We start from the raw sequence: 25,922 nt of genomic DNA, 5'->3' as shown, positions 1-25,922 counted from the left end.
GCGGTAAGGGCTTCGGAGTTTTAAACCGGCACCCCAAACAGATCATGCTCGTCGGCGTCCTCGATCCGCACGCGGATGATGTCGCCGGGCATGCGGCCGAAGGTGTCGCGCAGATGGACTTCGCCGTCGATCTCGGGCGCGTCGGCTTGCGAGCGGCCAGTCGCGCCGCCTTCGTCGTCGACCGCGTCGAGGATGACGTCTAGCTCGCGGCCGATCTTGGCCTGGAGCTTGGCCGCCGAGATCGCGGCGGTGCGCTCCATGATGCGCGCGTAGCGTTCTTCCTTCACCTCCTCGGGTACGGCATCGGGCAGCGCATTGGCGGCGGCACCCTCGACGGGTTCGAAGCGGAACGCACCGACGCGGTCGAGCTGGGCCTCATCGAGCCAGTCGAGCAGATATTCGAAATCGGCGTCGGTCTCGCCCGGGAAGCCGACGACGAACGACGATCGGATCGCGATGTCGGGGCAGATCGCGCGCCAGGTCTTGAGCCGCTCGAGCACCTTGGCCTCATTGGCGGGACGGCGCATCCGGCGAAGCACGTCGGGCGCGGCGTGCTGGAAGGGGATGTCGAGATAGGGAAGCACCAGCCCCTCGGCCATCAGCGGGATGACCTGGTCGACATGCGGATAGGGGTAGACATAATGCAGCCGGACCCAAGCCCCCAGGCGGCCGAGTTCGCGCGCCAGATCGGTCATGTGCGGCACGACCTCGCCGCCCTTCCAGGCGCGCGGTTCCTTGCGGATGTCGACACCGTAAGCCGAGGTGTCCTGGCTGATGACCAGCAACTCGCGCGTCCCCGCTTCGATCAGCTTTTCGGCCTCGCGCAGGATCGCGTCGGGGCGGCGGCTGGCCAGATCGCCGCGGATCGACGGAATGATGCAGAACGAGCAGCGGTGGTTGCAGCCCTCCGAAATCTTCAGATAGCTGTAATGGCGCGGCGTCAGCTTGAGGCCGCTTTCGGGCACCAGGTTGAGGAAGGCGTTGGGCGGCATCGGCGCGTGATCATGGACCGCGCCGACGACGGCTTCGTACTGGTGCGCGCCGCTGATCGCCAGCACGTTGGGGAAGCGCGCGCGGATCATCTCGGCCTCCTGCCCCAGGCAGCCGGTGACGATCACGCGGCCATTGGCCGCCATCGCCTCGCCGATCGCCTCGAGGCTTTCCTCCTTGGCGCTGTCGAGGAAGCCGCAGGTGTTGACCAGCACGACATCGGCACCGGCATAGTCCTGAGACAGGCCATAGCCGTCCGAGCGCAGCTTGGTGAGGATGCGTTCGCTGTCGACCAAGGCCTTGGGACAGCCGAGCGACACCATGCCCACGCGGGGCGGTTCAGGAAATTGGGTTGCCATGATTGGGGGCGCACATAGTGCGGGTCGCGGCAAAAAGCGAGCCATCCGACCAATTCGTCACCCCAGCGAAGGCTCGGGTCTTTTGCGGCGGGGCGCGTGCGTCGTTACCGGAAGGCCCCAGCCTTCGCTAGGGCGACGGTCGTACGGCGGCGGGATATCAATTCGTCCGGAACAGGAAGAACGCGCCCGCCGCGATCAGCGCGAAGCCGATGCCGTGGTTCAGCGTGATCCGCTGGCCCAGATAGGTCACCGAAAAGATTGCGAAGATCGTCAGCGTGATGACCTCCTGCATTCCCTTGAGCTGCGCCGCCGAATAGACGTTGCTGCCCATCCGGTTGGCGGGCACCGCGAGCATATATTCGGGCAGCGCGATCAGCCAGCTCACCGCGATCACCGCCCATAAAGCGGCGCCCTTGTGCTTGAGATGGCCGTACCATGCGAAGGTCATGAAGACGTTCGAGCCGATCAGCAGCGCGATCGGCCAGATCCGCGCGGTTTCCATCACTGCGCCCCCGTCACTGGTTGCCCATACCCTGGCGTGGCAGGATTTCGACGATGACGTCTCCCTGGTGCAGCGTCTGCGCCTCGGGGGCGCTGAAGCCATAGACCTCGCCGCCGCGATAGATGCGCAGACCAAGCCCGGTGGTGATCGCCGAAAGCGGCTGGTTGACCTCGTCGAGGCGTACCGCGCGTTCGGAGAGCTGGACGCGGCCTTCGTAGGAGGCGAGGTCCATCATGTAATCGGCGATGTGGCGCCCCGAGCACGAGCTTGCGAGCAGCAGCCCGGCAAAGCTGACGGGGTTGATGACCGTCGTCGCTCCCGCCGCGCGCGCAGGGAGTTCATTGTCCTCGGCCTTGACGATGATGCTGATCGGCAGGTCAGGGGCGAGGTGGCGCGCGGTGAGCAGGATCAGGATCGAGGTGTCGTCGCGCCCGCCGGCGACGATCATCGCGCAGGCACGCGCGACCTGGACGTCGATCAAGGTCGCGTCGCGGGTGGCGTCGCCGAGAAGGACGTTGCAGCCGCGCTCTCCGGCGCGCGCCAGACGATCGGCGTCGCCATCGACCACGACGATGCTCGCGGGATCGCGCCCGCGGGCGATCAGCTCCTCGACGGCTTCGGAGCCGGTCTTGCCATAGCCAGCGATGACGATGTGCCCGTCAAGATTGCGTTGAATACGTGCCATGCGCCATTTATCCCAGCCGCGCTTGAGAACGAAATTATAGGTGGTGCCGATGAACAGCACGACCACGAACACCCGGATCGGGGTGACGATCAGCGCATCGAACAGCCGCGCCTTTTCGGTCACCGGCGCGATGTCGCCATAGCCGGTGGTGGTGATCGAAATCATCGTGAAATAGACGACGTCGGCAAAGCTGATTTGCCCGTCATAATTGTCGCGCAGCCCTTCGCGATCGAACCAATGCACCGCGATCGCGATGCCGACCAAGGTCAGCACTGCGAGCACGCGCCAGGTGATAGCAAGCCAGACCGGGGTCGAGGATTTGCGCTTGAGCGTGCCCGGATGGAGCGGCTTCGTCATCAGCTGCGCGCCGGCAGGCGGCTGAGCGGATCGACCGGGGTACGGCCCTGGCGAAGCTCGAAATGGAGCTCGGGGCGGTCGGCGGCGCCCGAATCGCCCGACAGCGCGATCCGCTGGCCGCGCTTCACCGATTGACCGCGCTGGACGAGCAGGTCCCCGGCATGGCCATAGACCGAGGTCAGCCCGTCGCCATGGCGAAGGATCACCAGCCCGCCGAGCGCAGGGATATCGCTGCCGACATAGGCGACGACGCCGTCGGCGGCGGCGAGCACCGGGGTCTGGAGCGGGACCGCGATCTTGATGCCGTCGTTGCGCTCGCCCGACGCGCCGGGGCCGAAGCGGCGGACGACGCGGCCTTCGACCGGCCATTGGAAGCCGCCGCGCAGCCGCGCGGGCTCGGCAACCGCGGCGGTCGAGGGGAGTATCCGCTTCGACGACGCGCTCGGCCGGGTCGGCGCGGTGTTGGCGGCGAGCGCGGGTTCGCCGCCGGTGATGATGTCGTCGATGTCGAGGCGGAAGGCCTGCGCGCGCTCGGCGGCGCTGCGCGGGATCGCCTCGCCGGGGATCAGCACGCGCTGCCCGGTGCGCAGGATGAAGGGCTCCTCGAGCATGTTGGCGGTGACGATCCGCCCCCAATCGACGCCATAGGCGCGTGCGATCGCGATCCCGGTCTGGCCGCCGCGCACCAGGTGATAGCGCCCGCCGGGGATGGCGAGGCGCTGGCCGGCGAAGATCGTGAAGGGGGGCGCAAGGCCGTTGGCGCGCGCGATCGCTTCGGAGCCCGCGCCGGTCTTGGCGGCGATGCCGCGCAGCGTGTCGCCCGAGGCGACGATGTAGCTCGTGGGCGCGACGCTGCGCGCATCGGGGGCGACGCGGCGGGCTTCCCAGGCAGGGGGCGGCGAGGGGAGTGCGGTGACGTCTTCGGCAAGCGGCTGGCGGACGGTTTGCGGCGGTGGCTGCGCTACGGGGTCGCGCTGGCCGGTGCCTGGGATGCAGGCGGCGAGGACAAGGGGGAGGACAAGGGGGAGGACAAGGGGGAGGACAAGGGGGAGGACAAGGGGGAGGACAAGGCTTCCCACCACCGTTCGCACTGCGCTTGTCGAAGTGCCGTTCTTCTTGGGCGATCGGGGCGCGAGAGAAGAACGGTGCCTCGACAAGCTCAGCGCGAACGGCGAGGGGGTGGTGTGCGCATTAGGCCAGCCAGGTTGCCCCGCCCCGCGCTCGGTTCTCGCCATCCGCTGCCCCTTCATTCGCGATACGCCTGTGCGAGCATAGCGAGCGACGGGCGATGCGTAAGGTCCAGATGCAGCGGCGTGACCGCGACATAGCCGTCCTGGATCGCTTCGAGATCGGTCGAATGCGCCGGCGTCTCGACCGTCGGCCCAAGCCCGAACCAGTGATAGTCATAGCCGCGCGGATCGCGGTTGGTGATGATCTGCAGCCGGCCATAATCGCGCAGGCCCTGATCGGCGACGCGGATGCCCTTGACCCGGTCGGCGGGGAGCGCGGGAAAGTTGATGTTGACCAGCGTGCGCGGCGCCCAATCGAGCGGCATCAGCGGTTCGAGCGCGCGGCGGCCCCAGGCGGCGGCGGCGTCGAACGGTACCGAATCGCCCATCGCCTCGCGCGCATAGACCTGGCTGAGCGCGATCGAGCGGACCCCGGCAAGCGCCCCCTCCATCGCCGCCGAGACGGTACCCGAATAGGTGACGTCCTCGGCGAGGTTCGCGCCGCGATTGACGCCGGACAGGATCAGGTCGGGCTGGTGGTCGGCCATGATCTTGGCCAGCGCCATCATCACGGCATCGGTCGGAGTACCATCGATCGCGAAGCGCTTGTCGGCGAAGCGGCGGATGCGCAGCGGGCGGCTGAGGGTGAGCGAATGGCCGGCGCCCGATTGCTCCTCGGCGGGAGCGACGACCCAGACATCGTCGGAAAAGGTCGCGGCGAGGGTCTCGAGGATCTTCAGCCCTGGGGCGTCGTAGCCGTCGTCGTTGGTGATGAGAATGCGCATCGCTCAATCCTCCCCGAGCTTGCTTGGGGAGGGGAAACATCGCGTAGCGATGGTGGAGGGGCAAAGCCGCAACCGACCGGCTCGGCGAAAGCCCCCTCCACCACCGGCTGCGCCGGCGGTCTCCCTCCCCGTTCCGGGGAGGATCACTTGGGCTCCAGCATCGTCAGGCCGCCCAAATACGGCTGCAGCACAGGCGGCACCCCGACCGCGCCGTTGTCCTGCTGGTAATTTTCGAGCACCGCGACCAGCGTCCGCCCCACCGCTAGTCCCGAGCCATTGAGCGTGTGGACGAAGCGCGTCGCCTTCTCGCCTTCGGGGCGGTAGCGCGCGTTCATCCGGCGCGCCTGGAAATCGGTGCAGGTCGAGACGCTCGAAATCTCGCGATAGCGCGTTTGGCCGGGGAGCCACACTTCGAGGTCGTAGGTGCGCGCCACCGAGAAGCCCATGTCGCCGGTGCAAAGCTTCATCCGGCGGAAGGGCAGCCCCAGCGCCGACAGGATGCCCTCGGCATGGCCGGTCATCGCTTCATGCTCGGCGTCGGAGGCTTCGGGAGTGGTGATCGCCACCATCTCGACCTTTTCGAACTGGTGCTGGCGGATATAGCCGCGGGTGTCGCGCCCCGCCGCGCCGGCTTCGGAGCGGAAGCACGGGGTGAGCGCGGCGAAGCGCAGCGGCAGCTCCTTCTCCGCCAGGATCTGGCCCGCGACGATGTTGGTCAGCGACACCTCGGCGGTGGGGATCAGCCAGCGGCCATCGGTGGTGCGGAACAGGTCTTCGGCGAATTTGGGAAGCTGGCCGGTGCCGTACACCGCCTCGTCGCGCACCAGCAGCGGCGGCACGACCTCCTCGAAGCCATGCTGCTGCGTCAGCGTGTCGAGCATGAACTGGCCGAGCGCGCGGTGCAGCCGCGCGACAGGGCCGCGCAGCAGCGTGAAGCGCGCCCCCGCCATCGCCGCGCCGGTCTCGAAATCAAGGCCGATCGCCGGGCCGATTGAGTCGTGTTCGCGGGCCGGGTAAGCGAAGCTAGCAGGCTCGCCGCGCACATGGACCAGCGCGTTATCGTTTTCGCCATCGCCCGGCGGTACGTCGGCGGCGGGGAGGTTGGGGATCGCGGCGAGCGCGGTGTCGAGCTCGGTCGCGAGCGTCTTTTCCTCGGCTTCGAGCGCGGGCATCGCTTCCTTGAGCGTCGCGACCTCGGCCATCAGCGCGTCGGCGGCGGCGTGGTCGCCCTTGCCCTTGGCGGCACCGATCGCCTTGGAGGCTTCGTTGCGGCGCGCCTGGCCCGCCTGCAGCTGGGTAAGCACCGCGCGGCGTCGCTCGTCGAGCGCGGCCAGCGCCTCGGCCTGCGCAGGCAGGCCGCGGCGGGAGAGGCCCTCGTCGAAGGCGGCGGGGTTTTCGCGGATGGAGCGGATATCGTGCATGGCCGCCGCTATGGCCCGGCGGCGGGGGGCGGCGCAACCCGTCGGCGCGGCGGCGCGTTATTGCGGCTCATGCCAATCCAAAAAGGAGATCCCGATGCAGGTTCCGCACAAGGCATTCGTCGTCGTCGCCGATGGCCGCAAGATGCTGTTCCTTCGCAACGAAGGCGACGCAGTGCATCCCAATCTGGTGGTCGAGCGCGTCCGCGAGCAGGACAATCCGTCCGACGGCGAGCAATCTACCGACCGACCGGGCCGGGCGTTCTCGAGCGTCGGCGCGGGGCGCAGCGCCTATGAGGAGACCGACTTCCACCAGCTAGAGGAAGACCGGTTTGCAGCGCACACCGCCGAGCTCCTCAACAAGCGCGCCCTGACCAATGATTTCGAGACGCTGATCATCGTCGCGCCACCCAAGACGCTCGGCGAGCTGCGCAAACATTATCACCAGGAAGTGCAGACGCGGCTGGCCGGCGAGATCGGCAAGGATCTCACCGGCCATAGCATTCCCGATATCGAAAAGGCGCTGCTCGCCGCCGATTGACCGCGGCGGATCGGTCCCGGCGGGGCGCGAAGGGGGTCAGGCCCCCTTCGCTGCCTTCTTGCCGAAGCGACCGCGCGCAACCAGCGCTGCGGCGGCGCCACCGAACAGCAGCAGCATCGGCGGCGCGGGCACCGGGGTAGGGTTGCCCGACGAGGTGCCCGGGGGGTTGGGGTTGTGCCCCCCGCTCGACCAGCCGGGCTTGTCGGGCTTGTTGGTGTTGTGGTTCTCGTTCTCGTTGTGGTTGTTGTTCTCGTTAGTGTTCTGGTTGTTGTTACTATTGTTGTTCTGATTGCTATTATTGCTCGAATTATCGTTGTTCGAGCTGTTGTTGTTATTCGAACTATTATTGTTGTTCGAGCTATTGTTCGAGCTGTTGTTGGCGTTGTTCTGATTGTCGATCACGACGTTCGATCCGCCGCTCGAACTGGAACTCGAGCTCGAGCTCGAGGTCGACGAAACCACGATGCTGCCGCCTCCGCCGCCGCCCACAAAGCCGCCGCCGCCGAAGAACCCGCCGCCGCCGCCGGTGAATCCGCCCGACCCACCGACCAAAATAGGGCCGCCGCCGGTGCCGCCGCCGCCGATCATCGGCGCGGCGCCGCTCGACCCGAGATAGGGCTCGGGAAGCGGGATCGGCGCGCCCTGGCTGGTCACCGTCACCGTCTGCGGTTCGCAGGCGGCGGTCTTGGTGATCACCCGGCGCACCAGCTTCGTGCCGGGGACCGCCGCATATTGGGCTCGCTTGCGCGCGACGCGCGTTTCGGCGACGCGGCTTTCGATGACCCGCTCGGTGCGCGCGGTATCGACCGCATGGACCGCGCCGCCGCCGACGATTGCCCCGCCGCAGGTGAACGCGCAAAGTTTAGCAACAGCCATCCGTACCGACATAGCGTCATCTCTTCTCGTTTCCGCAGGGTCGCGAGCGATCCGACGGGGGAGGCAACCAGATGTTGCCGATACGATGACTGTGCAGATCGAAATATTAAGATCAACGTCGTTAACCACGATCTACCCACCAACTGTCAGAAAATGCGAGGGTACGCCGTCGGCTTCATGGTTAACGTCCGGTATTGGGACGAGATTTCGAGGCTGGCGATGCAATGGGCAGATACCGAGCCGGCCGGCGCCGACTCACTCGCACCCCGGCGCGGGGCATCGCGCGTTGGCGCCAAATTGGAAGATAATTGCCGGAAAAGATGGGCTTTCGTCGCTTGTGATGCGCCCGCGGCACTCGTATAGGCCGCGACAGGGCAAATGCAGGCGTGCCACAGCCATTGGGGGCCGACACGGCAAGCCGGTGTGGAGAGTGGGATGGCAACGGTTTTGGATCGATTCAACGACCCCGAGAAACCGGGCTCGCCGGCAGCGAATGACGGCGATGCCATCGGCTATCGCCCAAACGCCGGCGAACCCTTCATGAATGAACGGCAGCAGGCGTATTTCCGCTCCAAGCTGCATGCGTGGAAGGAGGCCATCCACCAGGAGGCGAAGGACACGCTCAGCCAGTTGCAGAACGACTCGCTGCGCGAGGCCGACCTGACCGACCGCGCGTCGAGCGAAACCGATTGGTCGATCGAGCTGCGCACCCGCGATCGTCAGCGCAAGTTGATTTCGAAGATCGACGCTGCGCTCCGGCGGATCGACGACGGCGAATATGGCTATTGCGAAGTGACCGGCGAGCCGATCTCGCTCGCGCGGCTCGAAGCACGGCCGATCGCGACGATGACGGTCGAGGCGCAGGAGCGTCACGAGCGTCAGGAAAAGGTTTCGCGCGAGGAATGATCGGCCGCTGGCGACCTTCGCCAACGCCGCTTTAACGCTTTCGACAAGGATTGCTGCTTAACTATGGTGGCGATCCGCACCGCCACGAGTATTGAGCATCACCATGGACCGTTACGCACAGGACCCCGATTCGATCCCCGACGGGGACGAAGACGGCGAGGCACAGCGCAATACCTCGCGCGACAGCCTGTTGCTCACCGCAACGCTGCGCACCGATGCTGGTGCCAGCAGCGTCCGCGTGCGCAATCTGTCGGCGGGCGGGCTGATGGCCGAATATGCGATTGCCTTGCCCAACGGCACCGCGGTCGAAATCGATGTGCGCGGGATCGGCTGGGTGGCGGGCAAGGTGGCGTGGGCGACCGATGGCCGGTTGGGGATCGCGTTCGATTCGCCGATCGACCCAAAATTGGCGCGCAAGCCCGTAGGAACGGGCGCCAAGACCCCGATCTATCTGAAGCCGCCGCTGCGTCGTTGAGCCGCCGCACGGCCGAAGCCATGCGGCAGCACCGACGGCCTGCTTACTGGGTCGTCATTTCTTCCTTCACCCGAAGCTTGGCCCGCTTGAGGTCGCGCAACACCGTCGGATCGGGGAGCGGCCGCTGCGACTCGGCCGTGATGCGGCGATCGAGCGTGGCGTGCTTGGCTTCCAGGGCGGACAGGTGCGGACTGTGCATGGCTGCGTTCTCCGGTTGGTGGTGGGGGATAGCGAGTAAAACACCGATCGCGGCGCTTGTCGCCTCGCAAAAACGATGCGATCGACGTGCCGTGCGGAAATCGAGCCCCGATCCAAATCGGCGCCGGCAGCATGGGCGCGAGGGACAAGCGATGGACGAGGCCGAACTGCTGCGCCGCCTGGAAGCGCTGCGCGTCGAACATCGCGATCTGGACGCCGCGATCGCCGCGATGACCGACACCGGATCGACCGACCAGCTGCAGATCGCGCGGCTGAAGAAGCGCAAGCTTCGACTGCGCGACGAAATCGCGCTGGTCGAGGACGAGATGATCCCGGACATCATCGCCTGAATTAAGAAATCCACCCTCGCGCCGTTTTGGGACAGGCGGGTGCCCGCCGGGTTTTGGCGGTTTCGGGCCTCGCCGGCTTGTGGCACGCCCGGGCGATGGACCCTGACGGCACGCTACGCATCGAACGAAGGCTGATCGACTCGCTTTATGTCGAGGCGATGCTGCTGGCCGACGAGGCGCGCGGCTATTTCGACGAAGGCGGCAAGGGCGACCGCGATGCGCTGGCGCCGCTGGCGCGGGTGTCGTTCTCGTGCGAGTCGCTCAAGCTTACGACCCGGCTGATGCACGTAATCGCCTGGCTGTTGACGCAGCGCGCGGTGGCGGCGGGCGAACTCTCGCCGCGCGACGCGCTCGACCGTACGCGAAGGCTGGGCGGCGCGCCCGCCAGCGACGATGCGGCGATCGCGGCGATGCCCCGCGCGGCGGGCGCGCTGGTGCGCGCGAGCATCGACCTGCATCGGCGGGTAGCGCTACTCGACTCGGCGCAAGCGCGACCGCGGTTCGCCCCAAGCCCGGCGCGATCGATGATCGACCGGCTCGCCGGGGCGTTTTAAGGGGGCGGTAAGCGGCAGGCTTCGTTGATGAAGCGGCCAACGCCGGTGCCGCGGGTTGAGCGAATTAACAGTTGCTTAGGCCAATGATCGTTACGTGTATGATCTTTGGGAACGGTCGCGATGGATACCGCAACGCGCGGCAAGCTGGGTAACGGTGCTACATCGTTTCGGTGGTTGTTCGAGCCCGCGGGCGAGGTCAGCGACGCTGGCCGGTCGTTCCTGCTCGGCCAATTGCTGAGTGCGCCGGCCGCCGCGATCATGGGATCGCTTTGCGCGATCGTTATCGTCACCGTGGCGCTGCTGCGCAGCGGCCACCCCGTTTACGCGATCCTGCTGGGGCTTGAATGCACGCTGATCGTCTGGCGCTTTGCCGACTGGAAGCGGCGCGAGGCAAATCTCAGGGCAGATGCCACGCTGGTACCGACGATCGACACGTCGGTATTGTTGTCGGTGCTGTGGTGTACGCTGCAGGGCATCTCGGCGTTCGTGATCATGTCGGACGACGATCCGGTGATGCGCGTGCTGTCGGCCACGCTTGTGATGGCGCTGATCGGACCGATTTGCGCGCGCAACTACGCGGCGCCGCGCTTCGCGTTCCTGCTCATCCTCCTGTGCGACCTGCCCTTCGTCGCCGGGGCGCTAGCGTCGCGCGAGCCCTGGTTGGCGATCATCGTGCTCATCACGCCGCCCTTCCTGCTCGGCGCGATGCAGATCATCACCACCTTTCACCGCGCGATGCTTCGGTCGCTCGCCGCCGAGGCGCGCAATCTGCGCCTCGCGCAACATGACTCGCTCACCGGCGTCCTCAACCGGCAAGGCATGGATGCCGCCCTCAGCGAGATCGCGCCCGACAATGCGCGCACGATGGCGCTGCTCGCGATCGACCTCGACGGTTTCAAGCAGGTCAATGACAACCATGGCCACGGCGCCGGGGACCTGCTGCTGATCCAGGTCGCGCGGCGCATCGAGGCCGAACTCTCGGGCGAGCATCTGCTGGGCCGAATGGGCGGCGATGAATTCATGGTGGTGATGCGCAACGTCGCGCCCGCCGAGGTGCAGGAGTCGGTCGAAAGCCTGATCGCGGCGATCTCGCACCGGCCCTATGAATTGGGGAGCGCGGCCGTCGTTCGCGTCGGCGTCAGCATCGGTTTCGCCTGTACGCCCGAGGATGCAGCAACCACGGTCGATCTGCGGCTTCGATCGGATGAGGCGCTCTATGCGGCGAAAGGCGCGGGGAAAGGCGTGGGGCTGCGATATCGCGAGCACGTCGACGAAGCCGCGGCTGCCCCCGACGCGGGACAGCTCAGCTCGAAATTTGCACGGTTGGATAGCGGCACGCGCTACTGCGGATAGCGGCCTGCCGCCGGCTATTCGGCGAGAACCCGATCGTCGAACAGCCCGAACGCCAGCGTCGAGGCGTAGAACGCCACCGCGCGGTCGCGGGGCATGGTGCCCGCCCATTTGCGCATGTCGAAGGCGGCGTTCTGGAGCGCCATCAGGATCTGGCTCGCCACCAGCGGGTCGATCGCGCGGATCGATCCTTCGGCGATGCCGTCGCTCATCGTGCCCGCGAAGCGGCGGGCGATGCGGTTCGAATGGTCGATCATCGTCTGGCGCACCTCGATCGGCAGCCCCGACAGCGCCGTGGTGCGCAGCAAGGGCCCGCGTTCGGAGAACTGGATGTCGAGCAGGGTGGCCAGCGTCGCCGTCAACCGCTGCCAATGGCTGCCACCTTGGTCGTCGGCCTCGCGCTGGGCATCGGTAATCGTGCCGAAGCTGCGCTTGTAGCATTCGATCACCAGATCGTCCTTGGCGTCGAGATGGTGGTAGAAGCTGCCCTTGGTGACGTTTAGCTCCGACGCGATGCGCTGGACCGAGGCGCCGCGATAGCCGAGTTCGTTGATCAGCCGCGTGGCGGCGAGCAGGAAGCTTTCGCGGCTCGAGGTCGACTGGCCATGCGTCAAGTCGAGCGCGGTAGGCGCCCAGTGCTCGCCAGGGCCGCCGATGCCGTGGCGGAAGACGTCCATCACCCGCGCCTCGACGCGCGGATATTGATCGATGCCGTAGCGATCTAGCCAAACGTTGAGCCAGAAGCTGTTTTCGAGCAGCACATGCGCGCGCGCGCCGTTGAGATCGGTATGCGCGCGCGATTGCGGCGTGCCGAACAGGCTGCGTGTCTTGCGGAACACCTCGCGCCAGCCCGCGAGCAAGTGCGCCTTGAGCGGCTCCTCCATCGCGCGAAGGTCGGAGAGGATCGCGAAGTCGGTTTCCTCGCCCGTGCGGATGCGGGTGAGGCGGGCCATGTTGATCGCGAGGAAGCGTTCGACGCGCCGTTCTGGCGTCGGCTGTTGCAGGGCTTCGTCGAGCATCGCCAGCAAGGTGGTGAGCGTCTGGTCGAAACAGGCGGCGGCAAGGTCTTCCTTGCGCTTGAAATAATAGGTCACGCTGGTGGTGTTGAGCCCGACGCGGCGCGCGACGTCGGCAAAGGTCATCCCCTTCGCCGATTGCTCGTTGATCGCCTCGGCCGCCGCCGCGAGGATCGCGTCGCGCTTGGCCTGGAAGCGTTTGGTACCTGTTTCCGTCCCCTGTCGGACGCTCTGCGGGGCGTTCATCGAACCAGAGTAGCGGGTTCGTTTCGAAGAAACAGTGTTTTTTTCATCACCGGTAGACGCGGCCACCGTAACGGCAAAAGGCACGGGACGATGCTTTACCGAAGATCGGGTATGGTCTAATCGGAAAAAAACCGATGCGCGCGAGAGGATGGCCGATGGATTTCACGCTGAGCGACCGCGAGACGCATTTCCGCGATCGGGTGAAGGCGTTCATCGACCGCCATATCGCCCCGCGCGACGCCGAGTATCACGCCGACATCGCCGCGGGCGATCGCTGGGCACCCTCGAAGCTGATCGAGGAGCTCAAGCCGCGCGCGCGCGAAGCGGGGCTGTGGAATCTCTTCATGCCGCCGCATTCGGGGCAGGTGCATGTCGACGACAGCTTCGCGTTCGAGGGGACGCAGCTAACCAACCTCGAATATGCGCTGTGCGCCGAGGAAATGGGGCGAATCCATTGGGCGAGCGAGGTGTTCAACTGCTCGGCCCCCGACACGGGTAACATGGAAGTGTTCCATCGCTATGGCAGCCGCGACCAAAAGGAGCGCTGGCTGGGGCCGTTGATGGACGGCGCGATCCGGTCGGCGTTTCTGATGACCGAACCCGCTGTCGCCTCATCCGACGCGACCAACATCGAAACCGCGATGGTCCGCGATGGCGACGACTACGTGATCAACGGGCGCAAATGGTGGTCGTCGGGCACCGGCGATCCGCGCTGCAAGGTGGCGATCGTGATGGGCAAGACTGATCCAGAGGCCAAGCGCCACGCGCAGCAGAGCATGATCCTGGTGCCGCTCGACACGCCGGGCGTGAAGATCGAGCGGATGCTTTCGGTTTATGGGTATGATCACGCGCCGCACGGGCATGGCGAGGTCGTGCTTGAAAACGTGCGCGTTCCGGCGAGCAACCTGTTGCTTGGCGAAGGGCGCGGGTTCGAGATCGCGCAAGGTCGGCTGGGGCCGGGGCGGATCCATCACTGCATGCGTACGATCGGTACCGCCGAGATGGCGATCGAACTGATGGCGAAGCGGCTGCTCAGCCGTACCGCGTTCGGCAAGCGGATCGCCGACCAGTCGGTTTGGGAACAGCGGATCGCACGCGCGCGGATCGATATCGAGATGACCCGGCTGCTGTGCCTGAAGGCCGCCGACATGATGGACAAGGCGGGCAACAAATCGGCGCAGCTCGAAATCGCGATGATCAAGGTGCAGGCGCCGATGATGGCGCTGCAGCTGCTCGACGATGCGATCCAGGCCTATGGCGGCGCGGGGGTGTCGGGCGACACCCCGCTGGCGGGCGCGTGGGCGAGCCTGCGGACGCTGCGTTTCGCTGATGGGCCCGACGAGGTGCATAATCGAGCGATCGCGCGTGCCGAGTTCGGGAAATATGCGGTTTGAGCTGTGTGCTTGCCCCTGGCGTCACCCCAGCGAAAGCTGGGGTCTCGTGCGGCCAGGGGTGCGCTTGGTAACCGAGAGACCCCAGCTTTCGCTGGGGTGACGAGAGGGGTGTGACAGCGTGAAAGCAGCCGTTCTGCACGAGGCGAAGACCCCGCTGGTCATCGAGAAGGTGCGCGTCGACAAGCCCGGCCCGCGCGAGGTGCTGATCCGCACCGCGGCGGTGGGGGTGTGCCGATCCGACCTGCACTTCATCGATGGCGGCTTTCCCCATCCGGTTCCGACGATTCCCGGGCATGAGGCAGCGGGCGTGGTCGAGGCTGTGGGCGAGGGGGTGTCGAGCGTGAAGCCCGGCGACCATGTCATCACCTTCTTTACCGCCTTTTGCGGGGCGTGCGAATTCTGCATCTCGGGCCGGCCTTCGCTTTGCATCGATTCGTCGACGCGGCGGCCAGCCAATGCCGAACCGCGGCTGCGGCTGTCGAGCGGGCAGGCGTTGGCGCCGTTCCTGAACCTGTCGGCGTTCGCCGAGATGATGCTGGTGCACGAACATGCCTGTGTCGCGATCAGCCGCGACATGCCGCTCGATCGCGCGGCGTTGCTCGGCTGCGCGGTGATCACCGGCGCGGGGGCGATCTTCAACGACAGCAAGGTGAAGCCCGGCGAGAGCGTCGCGGTGATCGGTGCGGGCGGGATCGGTGTGTCGGCGATCAACGCCGCCAAGATCGCGGGTGCGGGCATGATCGTGGCGATCGATCCGGTCCCCGAGAAGCGCGAGCTGGCGCGCAAGATGGGCGCGACGCATGTGTTCGACTCCGCCGACGACGGGTTGGTGAAGATGCTGCTCAAGCTCACCGATGGCGGGGTGCATTATGCGATCGAGGCGGTGGGGCGCCCTGCGACCGCCGAGCTTGCCTGGAACCTCCTGCGCCGCGGCGGCACCGCGACGATCCTGGGGATGATTTCCCCCGGCCAGTCGGTGAGCATTCCCGGCCACACCTTCCTGACCGGCAAGAAGCTGCAAGGATCGCTGCTGGGATCGACGCAATTCCCGATCGACATGCCGCGATTGGTGCAGATGTATCTCGACGGCAAGCTCGACCTCGACACGATGGTCGCCGAGCGGATCGGCCTCGACCAGGTCAACGACGCGATGGCGAAGCTGCGGACCGGCGACACCGCGCGATCGGTGATCGTGTTCGCATGAGCGCGCTGGCTGAAGAAACGATCGACACCGCCGCGCTCGAACGGTGGATGCGCGCGCAAGACCCCGGCTTTGCCGGGCCGGTAGCGCTCACCAAATTCGCCGGCGGGCAATCGAACCCTACTTATCGCGTCGATACGCCAGGGGGCAGCTATGTGCTGCGTCGCCAGCCCTTCGGCGCGCTGCTGCCCTCGGCGCATGCCGTCGATCGCGAGTATCGGCTGATCGCCGCGCTCCATCCCACCGGCTTTCCAGTCGCGCGGCCCTGTTTCGGGCTGTGCGACGATCCGGCGGTGATCGGGTCGAAATTCTACATGATGGAATTGGTCGAAGGGCGAACCTTGTGGGACGGGACACTGCCCGACATGCCCCGCGCCGACCGCCGCGCGCATTACGAGGCGATGGTCGATACGCTCGCCGACCTGCACGCGATCGATTACGCGGCGGCGGGCCTCGGCGATTTCGGCAAGCCCGGCAATTATTTCGAGCGCCAGGTCGCGCGCTGGACGCGGCAATATCGCGCGGCGCAGACCGACGATATCCCCGCCGCCGAAGCGCTGATCGACTATCTCGCGCGCACCGTGCCGCCGCAAACGCGTACCGCGATCGTCCACGGCGATTATCGCATCGACAATATGATCTTCGCGCCGCAAGCGCCGCGCATCCTGGCGGTGCTCGATTGGGAGCTGTCGACCTTGGGCGATCCGCTTGCCGACTTCGCCTATTTCGCGATGAACTGGGTGACCGAGCCCGAGGGGCGGTCGGGGGTGATGGGGCAGACCGGCGGCGACACCGGCATCCCGACTCTCGAGGAAGTGACCGCACGCTATTGTGCGCGGACGGGGCGCGACGATGTGCCCGACCTCAACTGGTATTTCGCCTATAATCTGTTCCGGCTGATGGGCATCGTCCAGGGGATCAAGAAGCGTTGGCTCGACGGCAACGCCTCGAACGCCGCCGCCGAGGCGACCGCCGCGCGGGTGCCGTTCCTGGCCGAGGCGGCTTGGGGGTTTGCGGTGAAGGCGGGGGCATGACGATGCAGGCAAGGTTCGAGGGAAAGTCGATCATCGTCACCGGCGCGGGATCGGGGATCGGTCGCGCGGTGTCGCGCGCCTTCGCCGGCGAAGGTGGGCGCGTGGTGTGCGCCGACCTGACCGAGGGGTGCGAGGAGACCGCGGCGTTGATCGCCGCAGATGGCGGCACCGCGCTGGCGATCCGAATCGACGCGGGCAGCGAGCCCGATGTCGAGCGGATGGTCGCGCTGGCGTGCGAGGCACATGGCGGGATCGACGTGGTCCATGCCAATGCCGGCATCTCGGGCGGTATCGCCGGCTTGTTCGAGGGCACGCCCGAGCAATGGACCAAGATATTGCGCGTCAACCTGATCGGCCCGTTTCTGGCGATCAAGCACGCCGCGCCGCGGATCGTCGAGCGCGGCGGGGGCGCGATCGTCTGCACCGCCAGCGTCGCCGGCTTGCGATCGGGGGCGGGCGGAGTGCCCTATTCGGCATCGAAGGCGGGCGTCATCAGCCTGGTCCAGACGAGCGCGCAGCAACTGTCGGGCAGCAACGTGCGGGTCAACGCGGTCTGCCCTGGGCTCGTCGAAACCGGCATGACCAAGCGCGCCTATGACTATGCGCGCGAAAAGGGAGTCGAGGACCGGATCGGGCGGCTGAACCCGTTGCGGCGCGGCGGCGAGCCCGAAGAGATTGCGCGCGTGGTGTTGTTCCTGGCCTCGGATGAAGCGAGCTATGTCAACGGACAGGCGATCGCGGTCGATGGCGGGCTTTCGTCGAGCCATCCGGTGACGCGGCAGGAGTTCGGTAAGACCGCGGCCTAGCGCATGTCTTGCCAGCGTCATTTTGTCGCGGCAGACCAATGCCATGATCCGTCGCCTTGCCCTTATCGGCGTCGTCCTGGCGCTGTCGCCCGCCGCCGCGCAGCAGCGGCCTCTCGCAGTGTCACCACCGCCGCCGCCACCGCCGCCTTCGGTGCCGCCGCCGGTCGTGGCGACATCGACCGGGCAAATGATCAACCGGCAAAAGCTGCTCGACTACCGCCCGGGCGACGTGCGCTGTGGCAGCGAGACGATCCACCCCGAGCGCGTAGAGCGGCCGCTGACCATGTTGCGCTATGGCGACGTGCCGGCGATTCCGGTCATGCTTCGGTTCCGTATCGATAGTACAGGACGGCCGCTGAGCATTGTTCGCGAGAGCGAGCGTTTCCCCGAGAACGATGACCTGTTGCCGAGCTTCGCAGCGTGGCAATTCCCCGATGGCGCACGCGCGGATTGCAGCATCAGCTTCTACCCGGTGGCCGAACCGATCGAAACGGTGAGCCCAGCGGCTGCGCGCCGCTATCTAGCGCTCGGCGGGTTTCGGCCCGGCCAGGCGCCGCGACCATTGTGGGACCGGGCGCAACTGCCGGGAGGATGCGTCCAGCGGTGGCCGCAACTGCTCACGCAAAGCTTCCCGCGTTTCGATACGATTGCCGCGCCGCCCGCGTCGCTCTCGGCAACCTTCCTGGGGTTCGACATCGATGGCGAGGGGGTACCGACCAACATCCGGACGCTCGACAGCGACGGCAACGCAGCGCTCGATGTCGCTGGGCGCGAGGCGATCGCCAAGTGGCGCTATGCTGAGGGGCCGCGGAGTGGTTGCACCTATCCCTACCATCGCAGGCAGCAGGTGCCGCTGGCGCCGCCCGAGGCCCCCGATCCCGCAGCGCTGCGCGATCCCGCGGCGCGCTGCGACACCGCCGAAGCATGGCAGACGCCGCCGGTGCTGACCTTCCCCGATCCCTATCGCAAGCGCGCGATCGAAGGCTGGGCGATTATCGCGTTCGACGTCGCGCCCTGGGGCGCGACGGGCAATGTCCGCGTGCTCGCGGCCGAGCCGACGAGCGATTTCGGCGACGCCGCCAAGCGCGTGGTCGAGCAATCGCGCAAGATGGCGTCGGAGACCGGCGCGTCGGGCTGCACCGAGCGCGTGCGCTTCGCGATGACTAGCGACTGATCCGCGCGGCCTCGGCGCGGCGCATCGGCATTGCGTCGATCGTATCGCTCAGGAGCGACATCGCGATCGGATCGGTGCGGCGAAGCTTCAGCCCGCCGTCCTTGCCCAGCAGCACCGCCTGGAACTCGCGCTCGGACACGCCGTAACGCTGGCGCAGGCGCCCCGCATAGTCGCGCACCCCCGATACCGAATCGCCGATGACTTCGATGACGTGCAGATCCCGCTCGGCCATCGCGTTCTTGTCGAGCAGCCGCCGCTGGCTCGCGAGATCGGGGTCGTCGCGCGATGGCGCGAAGACGATCAGCACGCGGCGTTCCCATTGCAGCGAATAAAGCGAGGCGGGGGCGGCCTGGACGGCGGCGGCGATGCCGAGGGGAAGGAGCGCTTCGATCATCCTGCCATAACGCGTACCCGGCGGTTCGGTGCCCGCGATCAATCGCGCAATCGGATCAGCCCCTCCTGCGCGCAGCTCGCCACCAGTCGCCCGTCGCGGGTGAAGATGCGTCCGCGATTGAAGCCGCGGGCATGCCCCGCCCAGGGGCTGTCGGTGGTGTAGAGCAACCATTCGTCGAAGCGGAAGGGCTCGTGCAGCCACACCGCATGATCAAGGCTGGCGGTTTGCAGCCGGCCCGACATCCAGTTGACGCCGTGCGGCAGCATGCACGTGCCGAGCAGGCTCATGTCGCTGGCATAAGCGAGCATCGCGCGGTGGAGCGCGGGATCGTCGGGCAGCGGCGCGGCGACGCGGAACCAGCTATGCTGCTGCGGCGCCGAGGGTTCGGGCGCGAACCAGTTGCGTGGGTTGGTCGGGCGGATCTCGATCGGGCGCGACCGCAGAAAGAAGCGGCGGAGCTTTTCGGGCACCTGCTCGCGGATTTCCTCGCGAAGCTCGCTGTCGCTGCGCAGCGTGTCGGGATCGGGGACGTCGGGCATCGCATCCTGATGGTGCAGCCCTTCTTCGGGGAGATGGAACGACGCGATCATGTTGAGGATCGGCGCGCCGCGCTGCATCGCGATGATCCGGCGATTGGCGAAGCTGCGTCCGTCGAAATCGCGCACGACGCGGTAGATGATCGGGTGATCCTCGTTGCCCGGACGCATGAAATAGGCGTGGAGCGAGTGCGCGACCTTGGGCGCCTCGACCGAGCGCTGCGCCGCCTGGAGCGCCTGGCCGATCACCTGTCCGCCAAACACCCGCCCGGTGCCGCCAGGCTGGCGCGCGCCGCGATACAGGTCGGTGTCGATCTCCTCGACGTCGAGCAGGTCGACGAGCTGCGCGACGAGCGCTTGCGGGGTGGTGGCGCGTTCGTTGGGTTCGGTCATGCGATGCGCGCTCAATAGCCGCTTTCGCGCGCCAGCGCATCGGCGTGATAATTCGCATCGCCGAACATCTCGGCGAGCACGCGCGCACGCTTCATGTAGAAGCCGATGTCATATTCGTCGGTCATGCCGATGCCGCCGTGCATCTGGATACCCTCCTGCACGCTGAGCGTGGTGGCGAGGCCAGTCATCGCCTTGGCGACCGCGACTGCCTGGCCGGCATGCGGGCTGGCGGCGTCGAGCAATTGCTGCGCCTTGAGCACCGCGGCGCGCGCGACTTCCATCTCGGCATAGAGGTGCGCCGCGCGGTGCTGGAGCGCCTGGAAGCTGCCGATCGTCTGGCCGAACTGCTTGCGCTCCTTGAGATACGCGACGGTGAGGTCCATCGCGCCGCCGCCGACCCCGAGCAACTCGCCCGACGCGCCGGTCCGTCCCGCCGCGAGCAGACGATTGAGGACTTCGCGGCCGTTGTCGACGTCGCCTACCACCGCATCGGCATGGAGCTCGATGTTGGCAAAGGTGATGCGCGAGGCTAGGCTCGAATCGGCGAGGCGTTCGGGCCGGATGTCGAGCGCGGCTGTTTTAGCGTCGATCGCGAACAGCGTGACGCCGTCCTGGTCGGTTTCGCTCCCCGAAGTGCGCGCGGCGACCAGGATCAGGTCGGCGACATGCGCGTGGGTGACGAACTGCTTGGTGCCCGACAGGCGGAAACCGTTGCCCGATCGCTCTGCGGCGAGTGCGATACCGTCGCCGAACTTCGCGCGTTCGTCGATCGCGAGCGCGGCGATCGTGTCGCCCGCGAGGATGCCGGGATAATGGCGATCCGCGTGCGCGGTGCCGCGCAGCGCCTCGACCGCGGCGACCGCGGTGGTGAGGAACGGCGAGGGCGAGAGGTTGCGGCCGATTTCCTCGAGCACCACGCCCGCCTCGACATGACCGAGCCCCATGCCGCTTTGTGCCTCGGGGATCAGGATGCCGGTGAAGCCCATCTCGGCGAACTGCTTCCACAGGTCGCGGCTGAAGCCGGTGGGGTCGTTCGCGTCGCGCAGCGCGCGCAGGTGCGCGGGCGGCGCATGCTCGGCGATGAAGTCGCGCGCGGTGTCGCGGAGCATGGTCTGCTGGTCGTCGAGGTAGAGGGGCATGGTCAACTCCGTCATCCCAGCGAAAGCTGGGATCTCGTGCCGCAAGGGCGCGCTTCGTCACTGAGAGGCCCCAGCTTTCGCTGGGGCGACGACATCAGGATAGTCAGGTAGGCAAATCCAAAATCCGTTTCGCGACGATGTTGAGCTGGATCTCGCTCGTCCCGCCCTCGATCGAATTGGCCTTCGTGCGCAGCCACGCGCGCGCCGCCGCGCCGCCGTTCGAGGCATCGCTTTCCCATTCGAGCGCGTCCGATCCGCCCGCCGCCATCTGCAATTCGTGCCGCGCCTTGTTCAGTTCGGTGCCGTAATATTTCATCATGCTGGGCTGTGCGGGGTGCGCGCGGCCGGCCTTCAGTTCATCGACGAAGCGCTCGGACATCGCCCCGAAGGCGCGCGCGCGGACCTCGAACAGCGCGATCGACGCGCGCAGCAGCGGATCGGCGAGCCGCCCCCGATCGTCGAGCCCGACCGCCGCGATCGCGCCCTCGATGAGCGGGTTGCCGCCGCCTGCGCTGGCAAGGCCCATGCCCGAGATCATCTCGCGCTCATGCCCCAGCAGATATTTGGCGACGTCCCAGCCCTTGTTCTCGTCATGGATGCGGTTGGCCTTGGGGACGCGGACATTGTCCATGAAGGTTTCGCAAAAGGGCGAATAGCCCGAGATCAGCAGGATCGGCTTGGTCGAAACGCCGTCGCTTGCCATGTCGAACAGCACGAAGCTGATGCCGCCCTGCTTCGATTGCTTCGAGGTGCGGACCAGGCAGAAGATCCAGTCGGCCTTGTCGGCATAGCTGGTCCACACCTTTTGCCCGTTGACGACATAATGATCGCCCGCGTCCTCGGCGGAGGCGGCGAGGCTGGCGAGGTCGGAGCCGGCATTGGGTTCGCTATAGCCCTGGCACCAGCGGATTTCGCCGCGCGCGATCTTGGGCAAATGGTCGAGCTTTTGCGCCTCGGTGCCGTATTTGAGCAGGGCCGGCCCGAGCATCGAGATGCCGAAGCTGTTGAGCGGGTTGCGGCAATGCAGTGCCGCCATTTCCTCGCGCAGTGCCTTGGTTTCGGCGGGGCTCAGGCCGCCGCCGCCATATTCGGTCGGCCAATCCGGAACCGTCCAACCACGCGAGGCCATCGCTTCGAGCCATTCGCGCTGACCCGGCTGGAAATCGGGGTTGCGCCCGCCCCAGCAGATATCCTTGTCCGATCGCACGGGTGTGCGCATTTCGGGCGGGCAATGCGCTTCGAGCCAGGCGCGGGTTTCGCTGCGGAAATCGGCGAGGTCGGTCATGCGGATGCTTCCAGCTGCTGATGGATGAGCGCGGCCACTTCGATCGCGCGGTGATCCTGGTGGAGATCGGCGATGACCTGGACCCCGGTGGGCAGGCCGCCCGCCAGCCCGACGGGCATGCAGGTGACGGGCAGGCCCGGATAGGTGGCGAGCCCCGCCCAGGCGAGATGCGCGTCATAGGGGGCGGTGGTGCCGTCGATGTCGAGCGTGCGATCGGCTAGCGGGCTGTGATCGTGGGCGAAGGCCTGGCTCGCGGCGGGCGGCGCGATGACCGCGTCGAATTCGGCGAACAGCGCCCCCCAGGCGCGGGTGTTACGCGCCTGGGCGTCGAGCATGCTCAACCATTTGAGCAGCGACGGCAGCGTTGCGTGGAGCGAGGGATCGCTGCGCGCGAAGGTGACGCCGAGCAGATCGCCATAGCCGGCATGCTGGCGCGCCAGATCGGGGAGGAGATCGCTGCTTCGGACGACTTCGACCCCCACGCGTTCGAGTGCGGTCGCTGCGCGTTCGACGCCCTCGACGACCGCGTGCGCGGTGCGCGCTTCGGGATGCTCGGTGAGCACCAGCACGCGCTTGGGCGGGGTTTGCGGACGGGGGAGCGGAAGGGTGGTGAGCAGGTCGACCAGCCGCGCGAGGTCTTGCGGGTCGCGCGCGATCGGGCCGATCACGCCCAGCACCGTCTCGGCGCCGTCGGTGCCCGGATAGCGATGACCATAGGTCGAAATCGCGTTCCAGCTGGGCTTGTGCCCCCAGACGCCGCAGAAATGCGCGGGCACGCGGATCGAGCCGCCGATGTCGCTGCCGAGCTCGATCGGCACCATCCCCGCCGCCACCGCCGCCGCGCCGCCGCCCGAGCTGCCGCCGGGGGTGCGCGTTGGATCGAGCGGGTGGCTGGTGCGTCCATGGATCGAATTGACCGATTGCCAGTCGCCCAGTCCCTTGGGAACGTTCGACTTGCCTAGGATGACGGCGCCGGCAGCCTTGAGCCGCTGGACCGCGAGCGCATCGGTCACGGCGATATTGTCGCGGTGCTGCGCGAAGCCCCAATGCGTGGGGAGGCCGGCGATGTCGAACGCCTCCTTCACCGTCATCGGCACGCCGAGCAGCGGCGCGGTATCGCCCGCGGCAAGGCGCGCGTCGGCGGCGTCGGCGGCGGCAAGCGCGCGATCGAAATCGCGGACGGGGATCGCGTTGATCGCGGGATCGAGCGCCTCGATCCGCGCGATCGCGGCGAGGGCTTGCTCGCGCGCAGTGGTGGTGCCGGCGCGGATCGCCGCGGCGATGGCGTGCGCGGTGGAGGGCGGGGTGCTGGTCATGCTAACGATTCCGTTCGTCCTGAGTAGCCGGCGAGTAGCGGCGCAGCCGCGTATCGAGGCGGCGTATCGAAGGATGGGTCGACGCGCGCGGCGGTGCTTCGATACGCGCCCTCGCTCCGCCCTCTGCGAGGGCTACTCGGTCGCTACTCAGCACGAACGGGGCAGGGGGCGCTATTTCCCCCTTTGTCGCGCTCAATTGAACCGCTCGCCTTTCTCGGCCTTGTCGCGCAGCAGCTTTGCGACCTCGAAGCCGTGCTTCTCGAGTCCCGCGACGATCTTCTTCAGCCCCTCGGTATCGGCCCAGAACATCGGGCCGCCGCGATAGACCGGCCAGCCATAGCCGTAGATCCAGACGACATCGATGTCGCTCGCGCGCTGCGCCATGCCCTCTTCGAGGATCAGCGCGCCTTCGTTGACCATCGGATAGAGCGTGCGCTCGACGATTTCTTCGTCGGTGATGTCGTGCTGCTGCGCACCTTCGCGGACGCGGAACTCCTCGATGATCTCCGCGACGCGGGGGCTGGGCGACGGGTTCCGCTTTTCGTCATAGTCGTAGAAGCCCGCCTGGGTCTTTTGCCCCCAGCGCTTTTCGGCGGCGAGCGCGTCGCGGATGTTCTCGATGCGGGTCGGGTCGCGGTGCCAGCCGATGTCGACGCCCGCCAGGTCGCTCATCTGGAACGGCCCCATCGGCATGCCGAACGCGACATGCACCTTGTCGATCTGTTCGGGGGTGGCCCCCGCCATCAGCAACTTCATCGCCTCGACCTGGCGCGGCATCAGCATGCGGTTGCCGATGAAGCCGTGGCAGACACCCGAGACGACCGCGACTTTGCGGATCGTCTTGCCCAGCGCCATGACGGTGGCGAGCACGTCGTCGGCGGTCTTGGCGCCGCGGACGACTTCGAGCAATTTCATCACGTTGGCGGGCGAGAAGAAGTGCATCCCCAGCACGTCCTGCGGGCGGGACGTGCTCGCGGCGATCTCGTCGACGTTGAGATACGACGTGTTCGAAGCGAGGATCGCGTGGGGCTTGGCGATCTTGTCGAGCTTGCCGAACAGCTCCTTCTTGACGTCCATATTCTCATAGACCGCCTCGATGATCAGGTCGCAATCGGCGAGGTCTTCGAGGCTAAGCGTCGGGTTGAGCGCGCCCATCGCCTGCTCGACCTGGTCGGGGGTGATCCGGCCCTTGGCAGCCGAGGCCTCGTAATTCTTGCGCACCGTCGCGGTGCCGCGGTCGAGCGCTTCCTGCTGCATCTCGACGATCGTCACCGGGATACCCGCCGACAGGAAATTCATGCTGATCCCGCCGCCCATCGTGCCCGCGCCGATGACGCCGACGCGTTTGATCGGTCGCAGCGCGATGTCGGACGCGATGCCGTCGATCTTCGATGCCTTGCGTTCGGAGAAGAAGATGTGGCGCTGCGCCGCCGACTGGACGCCGAACATCAGCTTCATAAAGCTTTCGCGTTCGAACTGCAGCCCTTGCCCGAACGGCACCTGCGTCGCCTTTTCGACGCAGGCGATGTTCGCCTCGGGCGCGTCGAAGCCGCGGAAGCGGCGGGCGTTGGTCTTGCGGAAATCGGCGAAGACCTGCGCGTCGGCGGTGGCGGTCTTTTCGCTGGCGCGCGGCAGCGGGCGCGCCGCGGCGACCTCGGCGGCGAAAGCGAGCGCGTCGTCGAGCAGGCTGGCTTCACCCGCCAGGCGATCGACGAGCCCGGCTTCATGGGCTTGGCTCGCCGAGATCGGATCGCCCTTGGCGGTCATTTCGAGCGCGAGTGCGACGCCGGCGACGCGCGGCAGCCGCTGGGTGCCGCCGGCGCCGGGAAGCAGCCCAAGCTTGACCTCGGGTACGCCCAGCTTCGCCGAGGGCACCGCGATGCGGTAATGGCACGCCAGCGCGACCTCGCAGCCGCCGCCGAGCGCGGTGCCGTGGATCGCCGCGATCACGGGCTTGTCGAGCCCCTCGATCGAATCGACCAAGGTCGGGAGCAGCGGCTCGACCGGGGGCTTGGAGAATTCGGTGATGTCGGCGCCCGCAAAGAAGGTCTTGCCCGCGCAGGTGATGACGACCGCGTGGATCGAATCGTCGCCGGCAGCTTCCTTGAGCGCGGCGTCGATCCCGGTACGGACCGCGGCGCCGAGCGCGTTGACCGGCGGATTGTCCGAGGTGACGACGAGGATGTCCCCGTGGCGGGCGGTGGTGATGGGCGAGGTCATGGGCGTGATTTCTCCGATGGTCCGGCGAAGGGAATTGGGGGCGTAGGATGGCGTTGAGCGGGGCGGGATGCAGGCGCGGCGATCGTCATACGAAATGCGTACCTTTCATTCGAAACCGGCGCAACCGGGCGCTGCCGACAGGCGTGGTTCCTCTATTGCCTTGAGTGTGCGGCGAATCAATACTAACCTTGTG

26 protein-coding genes are annotated in these 25,922 nt (G+C 66.9%); 11 read left to right on the top strand and 15 right to left on the bottom strand.

The features are described 5' to 3' along the window. Positions 1 to 20: 20 nt before the first annotated feature. The 6 genes from rimO to serS all read right to left on the bottom strand — a co-directional run bounded on the left by rimO (position 21) and on the right by serS (position 6,328). Positions 21 to 1,349, bottom strand: a complete 1,329-nt coding sequence (gene rimO, locus NMP03_RS04955; RefSeq protein WP_256507414.1) for a 30S ribosomal protein S12 methylthiotransferase RimO — start codon at positions 1,347 to 1,349, stop codon at positions 21 to 23. A gap of 157 nt (positions 1,350 to 1,506) precedes the next feature. Then, a complete protein-coding gene (locus tag NMP03_RS04950) occupies positions 1,507 to 1,851 on the bottom strand; it encodes a DMT family protein (RefSeq protein WP_256507413.1) in 345 nt (114 codons plus the stop codon). 13 nt (positions 1,852 to 1,864) lie between these two features. Continuing rightward, on the bottom strand, positions 1,865 to 2,893 hold the full coding sequence (locus tag NMP03_RS04945) for a potassium channel family protein (RefSeq protein WP_256507412.1): 1,029 nt from the start codon (positions 2,891 to 2,893) through the stop codon (positions 1,865 to 1,867). After that, positions 2,893 to 3,972: a M23 family metallopeptidase gene (locus NMP03_RS04940; protein ID WP_256507411.1), complete on the bottom strand. Its 1,080-nt coding sequence runs from the start codon at positions 3,970 to 3,972 to the stop codon at positions 2,893 to 2,895. The genes NMP03_RS04945 and NMP03_RS04940 overlap by 1 nt, the downstream gene beginning before the upstream one ends. Positions 3,973 to 4,139: 167 nt before the next feature. Further along, positions 4,140 to 4,907, bottom strand: coding sequence for a 5'/3'-nucleotidase SurE (surE, locus tag NMP03_RS04935; RefSeq protein WP_256507410.1), 768 nt, complete (start codon positions 4,905 to 4,907; stop codon positions 4,140 to 4,142). A 143-nt stretch (positions 4,908 to 5,050) separates the two neighbouring features. Then, positions 5,051 to 6,328 carry a serine--tRNA ligase gene (gene serS, locus NMP03_RS04930; protein WP_256507409.1) on the bottom strand — a complete coding sequence of 426 codons (1,278 nt, stop codon included), beginning with the start codon at positions 6,326 to 6,328 and terminating at the stop codon, positions 5,051 to 5,053. A 94-nt stretch (positions 6,329 to 6,422) separates the two neighbouring features. Here serS and NMP03_RS04925 point away from each other — a divergent pair, with 94 nt between their 5' ends. Further along, positions 6,423 to 6,866 (top strand): host attachment family protein, encoded by a 444-nt coding sequence (locus NMP03_RS04925; RefSeq protein ID WP_256507408.1) that lies wholly within the window; start codon positions 6,423 to 6,425, stop codon positions 6,864 to 6,866. 36 nt (positions 6,867 to 6,902) lie between these two features. Here NMP03_RS04925 and NMP03_RS04920 read toward each other — a convergent pair whose 3' ends face one another. After that, the gene (locus NMP03_RS04920) at positions 6,903 to 7,742 is read right to left on the bottom strand and encodes a hypothetical protein (RefSeq protein ID WP_256507407.1); all 840 of its coding nucleotides are present in this window, start codon (positions 7,740 to 7,742) and stop codon (positions 6,903 to 6,905) included. Between the two features lie 435 nt (positions 7,743 to 8,177). Between NMP03_RS04920 and dksA the strand changes: the two genes are divergently transcribed. Both dksA and NMP03_RS04910 read left to right on the top strand, forming a co-directional pair. After that, entirely contained in the window at positions 8,178 to 8,648 is a 471-nt protein-coding gene (gene dksA, locus NMP03_RS04915) for an RNA polymerase-binding protein DksA (RefSeq protein ID WP_256507406.1), read from the top strand. A gap of 103 nt (positions 8,649 to 8,751) precedes the next feature. After that, on the top strand, positions 8,752 to 9,123 hold the full coding sequence (locus NMP03_RS04910; protein WP_256507405.1) for a PilZ domain-containing protein: 372 nt from the start codon (positions 8,752 to 8,754) through the stop codon (positions 9,121 to 9,123). 43 nt (positions 9,124 to 9,166) lie between these two features. On the opposite strand, the gene NMP03_RS04905 is transcribed toward NMP03_RS04910, so the two are convergent. Further along, a complete protein-coding gene (locus tag NMP03_RS04905; RefSeq protein ID WP_256507404.1) occupies positions 9,167 to 9,322 on the bottom strand; it encodes a YdcH family protein in 156 nt (51 codons plus the stop codon). 151 nt (positions 9,323 to 9,473) lie between these two features. Here NMP03_RS04905 and NMP03_RS04900 point away from each other — a divergent pair, with 151 nt between their 5' ends. The 3 genes from NMP03_RS04900 to NMP03_RS04890 all read left to right on the top strand — a co-directional run bounded on the left by NMP03_RS04900 (position 9,474) and on the right by NMP03_RS04890 (position 11,578). Beyond that, the gene (locus NMP03_RS04900) at positions 9,474 to 9,671 is read left to right on the top strand and encodes a YdcH family protein (RefSeq protein ID WP_256507403.1); all 198 of its coding nucleotides are present in this window, start codon (positions 9,474 to 9,476) and stop codon (positions 9,669 to 9,671) included. A gap of 95 nt (positions 9,672 to 9,766) precedes the next feature. Next, positions 9,767 to 10,225 (top strand): DUF1465 family protein, encoded by a 459-nt coding sequence (locus tag NMP03_RS04895; RefSeq protein ID WP_256507402.1) that lies wholly within the window; start codon positions 9,767 to 9,769, stop codon positions 10,223 to 10,225. A gap of 120 nt (positions 10,226 to 10,345) precedes the next feature. After that, positions 10,346 to 11,578: a GGDEF domain-containing protein gene (locus NMP03_RS04890; protein ID WP_256507401.1), complete on the top strand. Its 1,233-nt coding sequence runs from the start codon at positions 10,346 to 10,348 to the stop codon at positions 11,576 to 11,578. Between the two features lie 14 nt (positions 11,579 to 11,592). Here NMP03_RS04890 and NMP03_RS04885 read toward each other — a convergent pair whose 3' ends face one another. After that, complete coding sequence (locus tag NMP03_RS04885) at positions 11,593 to 12,837, bottom strand: TetR/AcrR family transcriptional regulator (RefSeq protein WP_256507400.1); 1,245 nt, start codon at positions 12,835 to 12,837, stop codon at positions 11,593 to 11,595. 155 nt (positions 12,838 to 12,992) lie between these two features. On the opposite strand from NMP03_RS04885, the gene NMP03_RS04880 reads away from it, so the two are divergent. The 5 genes from NMP03_RS04880 (at position 12,993) to NMP03_RS04860 (ending at position 18,446) form a co-directional block, all read left to right on the top strand. After that, positions 12,993 to 14,231 (top strand): acyl-CoA dehydrogenase family protein, encoded by a 1,239-nt coding sequence (locus NMP03_RS04880; protein WP_256507399.1) that lies wholly within the window; start codon positions 12,993 to 12,995, stop codon positions 14,229 to 14,231. Between the two features lie 118 nt (positions 14,232 to 14,349). Beyond that, a complete protein-coding gene (locus NMP03_RS04875) occupies positions 14,350 to 15,435 on the top strand; it encodes a Zn-dependent alcohol dehydrogenase (protein ID WP_256507398.1) in 1,086 nt (361 codons plus the stop codon). After that, a complete protein-coding gene (locus tag NMP03_RS04870; protein WP_256507397.1) occupies positions 15,432 to 16,466 on the top strand; it encodes a phosphotransferase family protein in 1,035 nt (344 codons plus the stop codon). The genes NMP03_RS04875 and NMP03_RS04870 overlap by 4 nt, the downstream gene beginning before the upstream one ends. Before the next feature lie 2 nt (positions 16,467 to 16,468). Continuing rightward, the gene (locus tag NMP03_RS04865) at positions 16,469 to 17,272 is read left to right on the top strand and encodes an SDR family NAD(P)-dependent oxidoreductase (protein ID WP_256508013.1); all 804 of its coding nucleotides are present in this window, start codon (positions 16,469 to 16,471) and stop codon (positions 17,270 to 17,272) included. Positions 17,273 to 17,315: 43 nt separating this feature from the next. Beyond that, on the top strand, positions 17,316 to 18,446 hold the full coding sequence (locus NMP03_RS04860; protein WP_256507396.1) for an energy transducer TonB: 1,131 nt from the start codon (positions 17,316 to 17,318) through the stop codon (positions 18,444 to 18,446). Here NMP03_RS04860 and NMP03_RS04855 read toward each other — a convergent pair. The 6 genes from NMP03_RS04855 to NMP03_RS04830 form a co-directional block, all read right to left on the bottom strand. Continuing rightward, positions 18,436 to 18,840 (bottom strand): DUF4174 domain-containing protein, encoded by a 405-nt coding sequence (locus tag NMP03_RS04855; protein ID WP_256507395.1) that lies wholly within the window; start codon positions 18,838 to 18,840, stop codon positions 18,436 to 18,438. The genes NMP03_RS04860 and NMP03_RS04855 overlap by 11 nt on opposite strands. Positions 18,841 to 18,878: 38 nt before the next feature. After that, positions 18,879 to 19,769: an acyl-CoA thioesterase gene (locus NMP03_RS04850; protein ID WP_256507394.1), complete on the bottom strand. Its 891-nt coding sequence runs from the start codon at positions 19,767 to 19,769 to the stop codon at positions 18,879 to 18,881. Positions 19,770 to 19,780: 11 nt separating this feature from the next. After that, complete coding sequence (locus NMP03_RS04845) at positions 19,781 to 20,908, bottom strand: acyl-CoA dehydrogenase family protein (RefSeq protein WP_256507393.1); 1,128 nt, start codon at positions 20,906 to 20,908, stop codon at positions 19,781 to 19,783. Positions 20,909 to 21,011: 103 nt separating this feature from the next. Beyond that, on the bottom strand, positions 21,012 to 22,193 hold the full coding sequence (locus tag NMP03_RS04840; protein WP_256507392.1) for an acyl-CoA dehydrogenase family protein: 1,182 nt from the start codon (positions 22,191 to 22,193) through the stop codon (positions 21,012 to 21,014). Beyond that, positions 22,190 to 23,509 carry an amidase family protein gene (locus NMP03_RS04835; protein ID WP_256507391.1) on the bottom strand — a complete coding sequence of 440 codons (1,320 nt, stop codon included), beginning with the start codon at positions 23,507 to 23,509 and terminating at the stop codon, positions 22,190 to 22,192. Before NMP03_RS04835 ends, NMP03_RS04840 begins: the two co-directional genes overlap by 4 nt. A 192-nt stretch (positions 23,510 to 23,701) precedes the next feature. Continuing rightward, positions 23,702 to 25,729 carry a 3-hydroxyacyl-CoA dehydrogenase NAD-binding domain-containing protein gene (locus tag NMP03_RS04830; protein ID WP_256507390.1) on the bottom strand — a complete coding sequence of 676 codons (2,028 nt, stop codon included), beginning with the start codon at positions 25,727 to 25,729 and terminating at the stop codon, positions 23,702 to 23,704. Positions 25,730 to 25,922 lie beyond the last annotated feature (193 nt).

This window comes from Sphingomonas qomolangmaensis (genome assembly GCF_024496245.1).
In the GTDB taxonomy this organism is placed as follows: domain Bacteria; phylum Pseudomonadota; class Alphaproteobacteria; order Sphingomonadales; family Sphingomonadaceae; genus Sphingomonas; species Sphingomonas qomolangmaensis.
Note: the sequence above shows the minus strand (reverse complement) of the source record. Positions and strands in the feature narration are given on the sequence as shown.

What these genes read in the sequence shown, in the direction of transcription:
- rimO (WP_256507414.1), bottom strand. Translation starts at nt 1,349, where the DNA reads ATGGCAACCCAATTTCCTGAACCGCCCCGCGTGGGCATGGTGTCGCTC.
- NMP03_RS04950 (WP_256507413.1), bottom strand. Translation starts at nt 1,851, where the DNA reads ATGGAAACCGCGCGGATCTGGCCGATCGCGCTGCTGATCGGCTCGAAC.
- NMP03_RS04945 (WP_256507412.1), bottom strand. Translation starts at nt 2,893, where the DNA reads ATGACGAAGCCGCTCCATCCGGGCACGCTCAAGCGCAAATCCTCGACC.
- surE (WP_256507410.1), bottom strand. Translation starts at nt 4,907, where the DNA reads ATGCGCATTCTCATCACCAACGACGACGGCTACGACGCCCCAGGGCTG.
- serS (WP_256507409.1), bottom strand. Translation starts at nt 6,328, where the DNA reads ATGCACGATATCCGCTCCATCCGCGAAAACCCCGCCGCCTTCGACGAG.
- NMP03_RS04925 (WP_256507408.1), top strand. Translation starts at nt 6,423, where the DNA reads ATGCAGGTTCCGCACAAGGCATTCGTCGTCGTCGCCGATGGCCGCAAG.
- NMP03_RS04920 (WP_256507407.1), bottom strand. Translation starts at nt 7,742, where the DNA reads ATGGCTGTTGCTAAACTTTGCGCGTTCACCTGCGGCGGGGCAATCGTC.
- dksA (WP_256507406.1), top strand. Translation starts at nt 8,178, where the DNA reads ATGGCAACGGTTTTGGATCGATTCAACGACCCCGAGAAACCGGGCTCG.
- NMP03_RS04910 (WP_256507405.1), top strand. Translation starts at nt 8,752, where the DNA reads ATGGACCGTTACGCACAGGACCCCGATTCGATCCCCGACGGGGACGAA.
- NMP03_RS04905 (WP_256507404.1), bottom strand. Translation starts at nt 9,322, where the DNA reads ATGCACAGTCCGCACCTGTCCGCCCTGGAAGCCAAGCACGCCACGCTC.
- NMP03_RS04900 (WP_256507403.1), top strand. Translation starts at nt 9,474, where the DNA reads ATGGACGAGGCCGAACTGCTGCGCCGCCTGGAAGCGCTGCGCGTCGAA.
- NMP03_RS04895 (WP_256507402.1), top strand. Translation starts at nt 9,767, where the DNA reads ATGGACCCTGACGGCACGCTACGCATCGAACGAAGGCTGATCGACTCG.
- NMP03_RS04890 (WP_256507401.1), top strand. Translation starts at nt 10,346, where the DNA reads ATGGATACCGCAACGCGCGGCAAGCTGGGTAACGGTGCTACATCGTTT.
- NMP03_RS04885 (WP_256507400.1), bottom strand. Translation starts at nt 12,837, where the DNA reads ATGAACGCCCCGCAGAGCGTCCGACAGGGGACGGAAACAGGTACCAAA.
- NMP03_RS04880 (WP_256507399.1), top strand. Translation starts at nt 12,993, where the DNA reads ATGGATTTCACGCTGAGCGACCGCGAGACGCATTTCCGCGATCGGGTG.
- NMP03_RS04870 (WP_256507397.1), top strand. Translation starts at nt 15,432, where the DNA reads ATGAGCGCGCTGGCTGAAGAAACGATCGACACCGCCGCGCTCGAACGG.
- NMP03_RS04865 (WP_256508013.1), top strand. Translation starts at nt 16,469, where the DNA reads ATGCAGGCAAGGTTCGAGGGAAAGTCGATCATCGTCACCGGCGCGGGA.
- NMP03_RS04860 (WP_256507396.1), top strand. Translation starts at nt 17,316, where the DNA reads ATGATCCGTCGCCTTGCCCTTATCGGCGTCGTCCTGGCGCTGTCGCCC.
- NMP03_RS04855 (WP_256507395.1), bottom strand. Translation starts at nt 18,840, where the DNA reads ATGATCGAAGCGCTCCTTCCCCTCGGCATCGCCGCCGCCGTCCAGGCC.
- NMP03_RS04850 (WP_256507394.1), bottom strand. Translation starts at nt 19,769, where the DNA reads ATGACCGAACCCAACGAACGCGCCACCACCCCGCAAGCGCTCGTCGCG.
- NMP03_RS04845 (WP_256507393.1), bottom strand. Translation starts at nt 20,908, where the DNA reads ATGCCCCTCTACCTCGACGACCAGCAGACCATGCTCCGCGACACCGCG.
- NMP03_RS04840 (WP_256507392.1), bottom strand. Translation starts at nt 22,193, where the DNA reads ATGACCGACCTCGCCGATTTCCGCAGCGAAACCCGCGCCTGGCTCGAA.
- NMP03_RS04835 (WP_256507391.1), bottom strand. Translation starts at nt 23,509, where the DNA reads ATGACCAGCACCCCGCCCTCCACCGCGCACGCCATCGCCGCGGCGATC.
- NMP03_RS04830 (WP_256507390.1), bottom strand. Translation starts at nt 25,729, where the DNA reads ATGACCTCGCCCATCACCACCGCCCGCCACGGGGACATCCTCGTCGTC.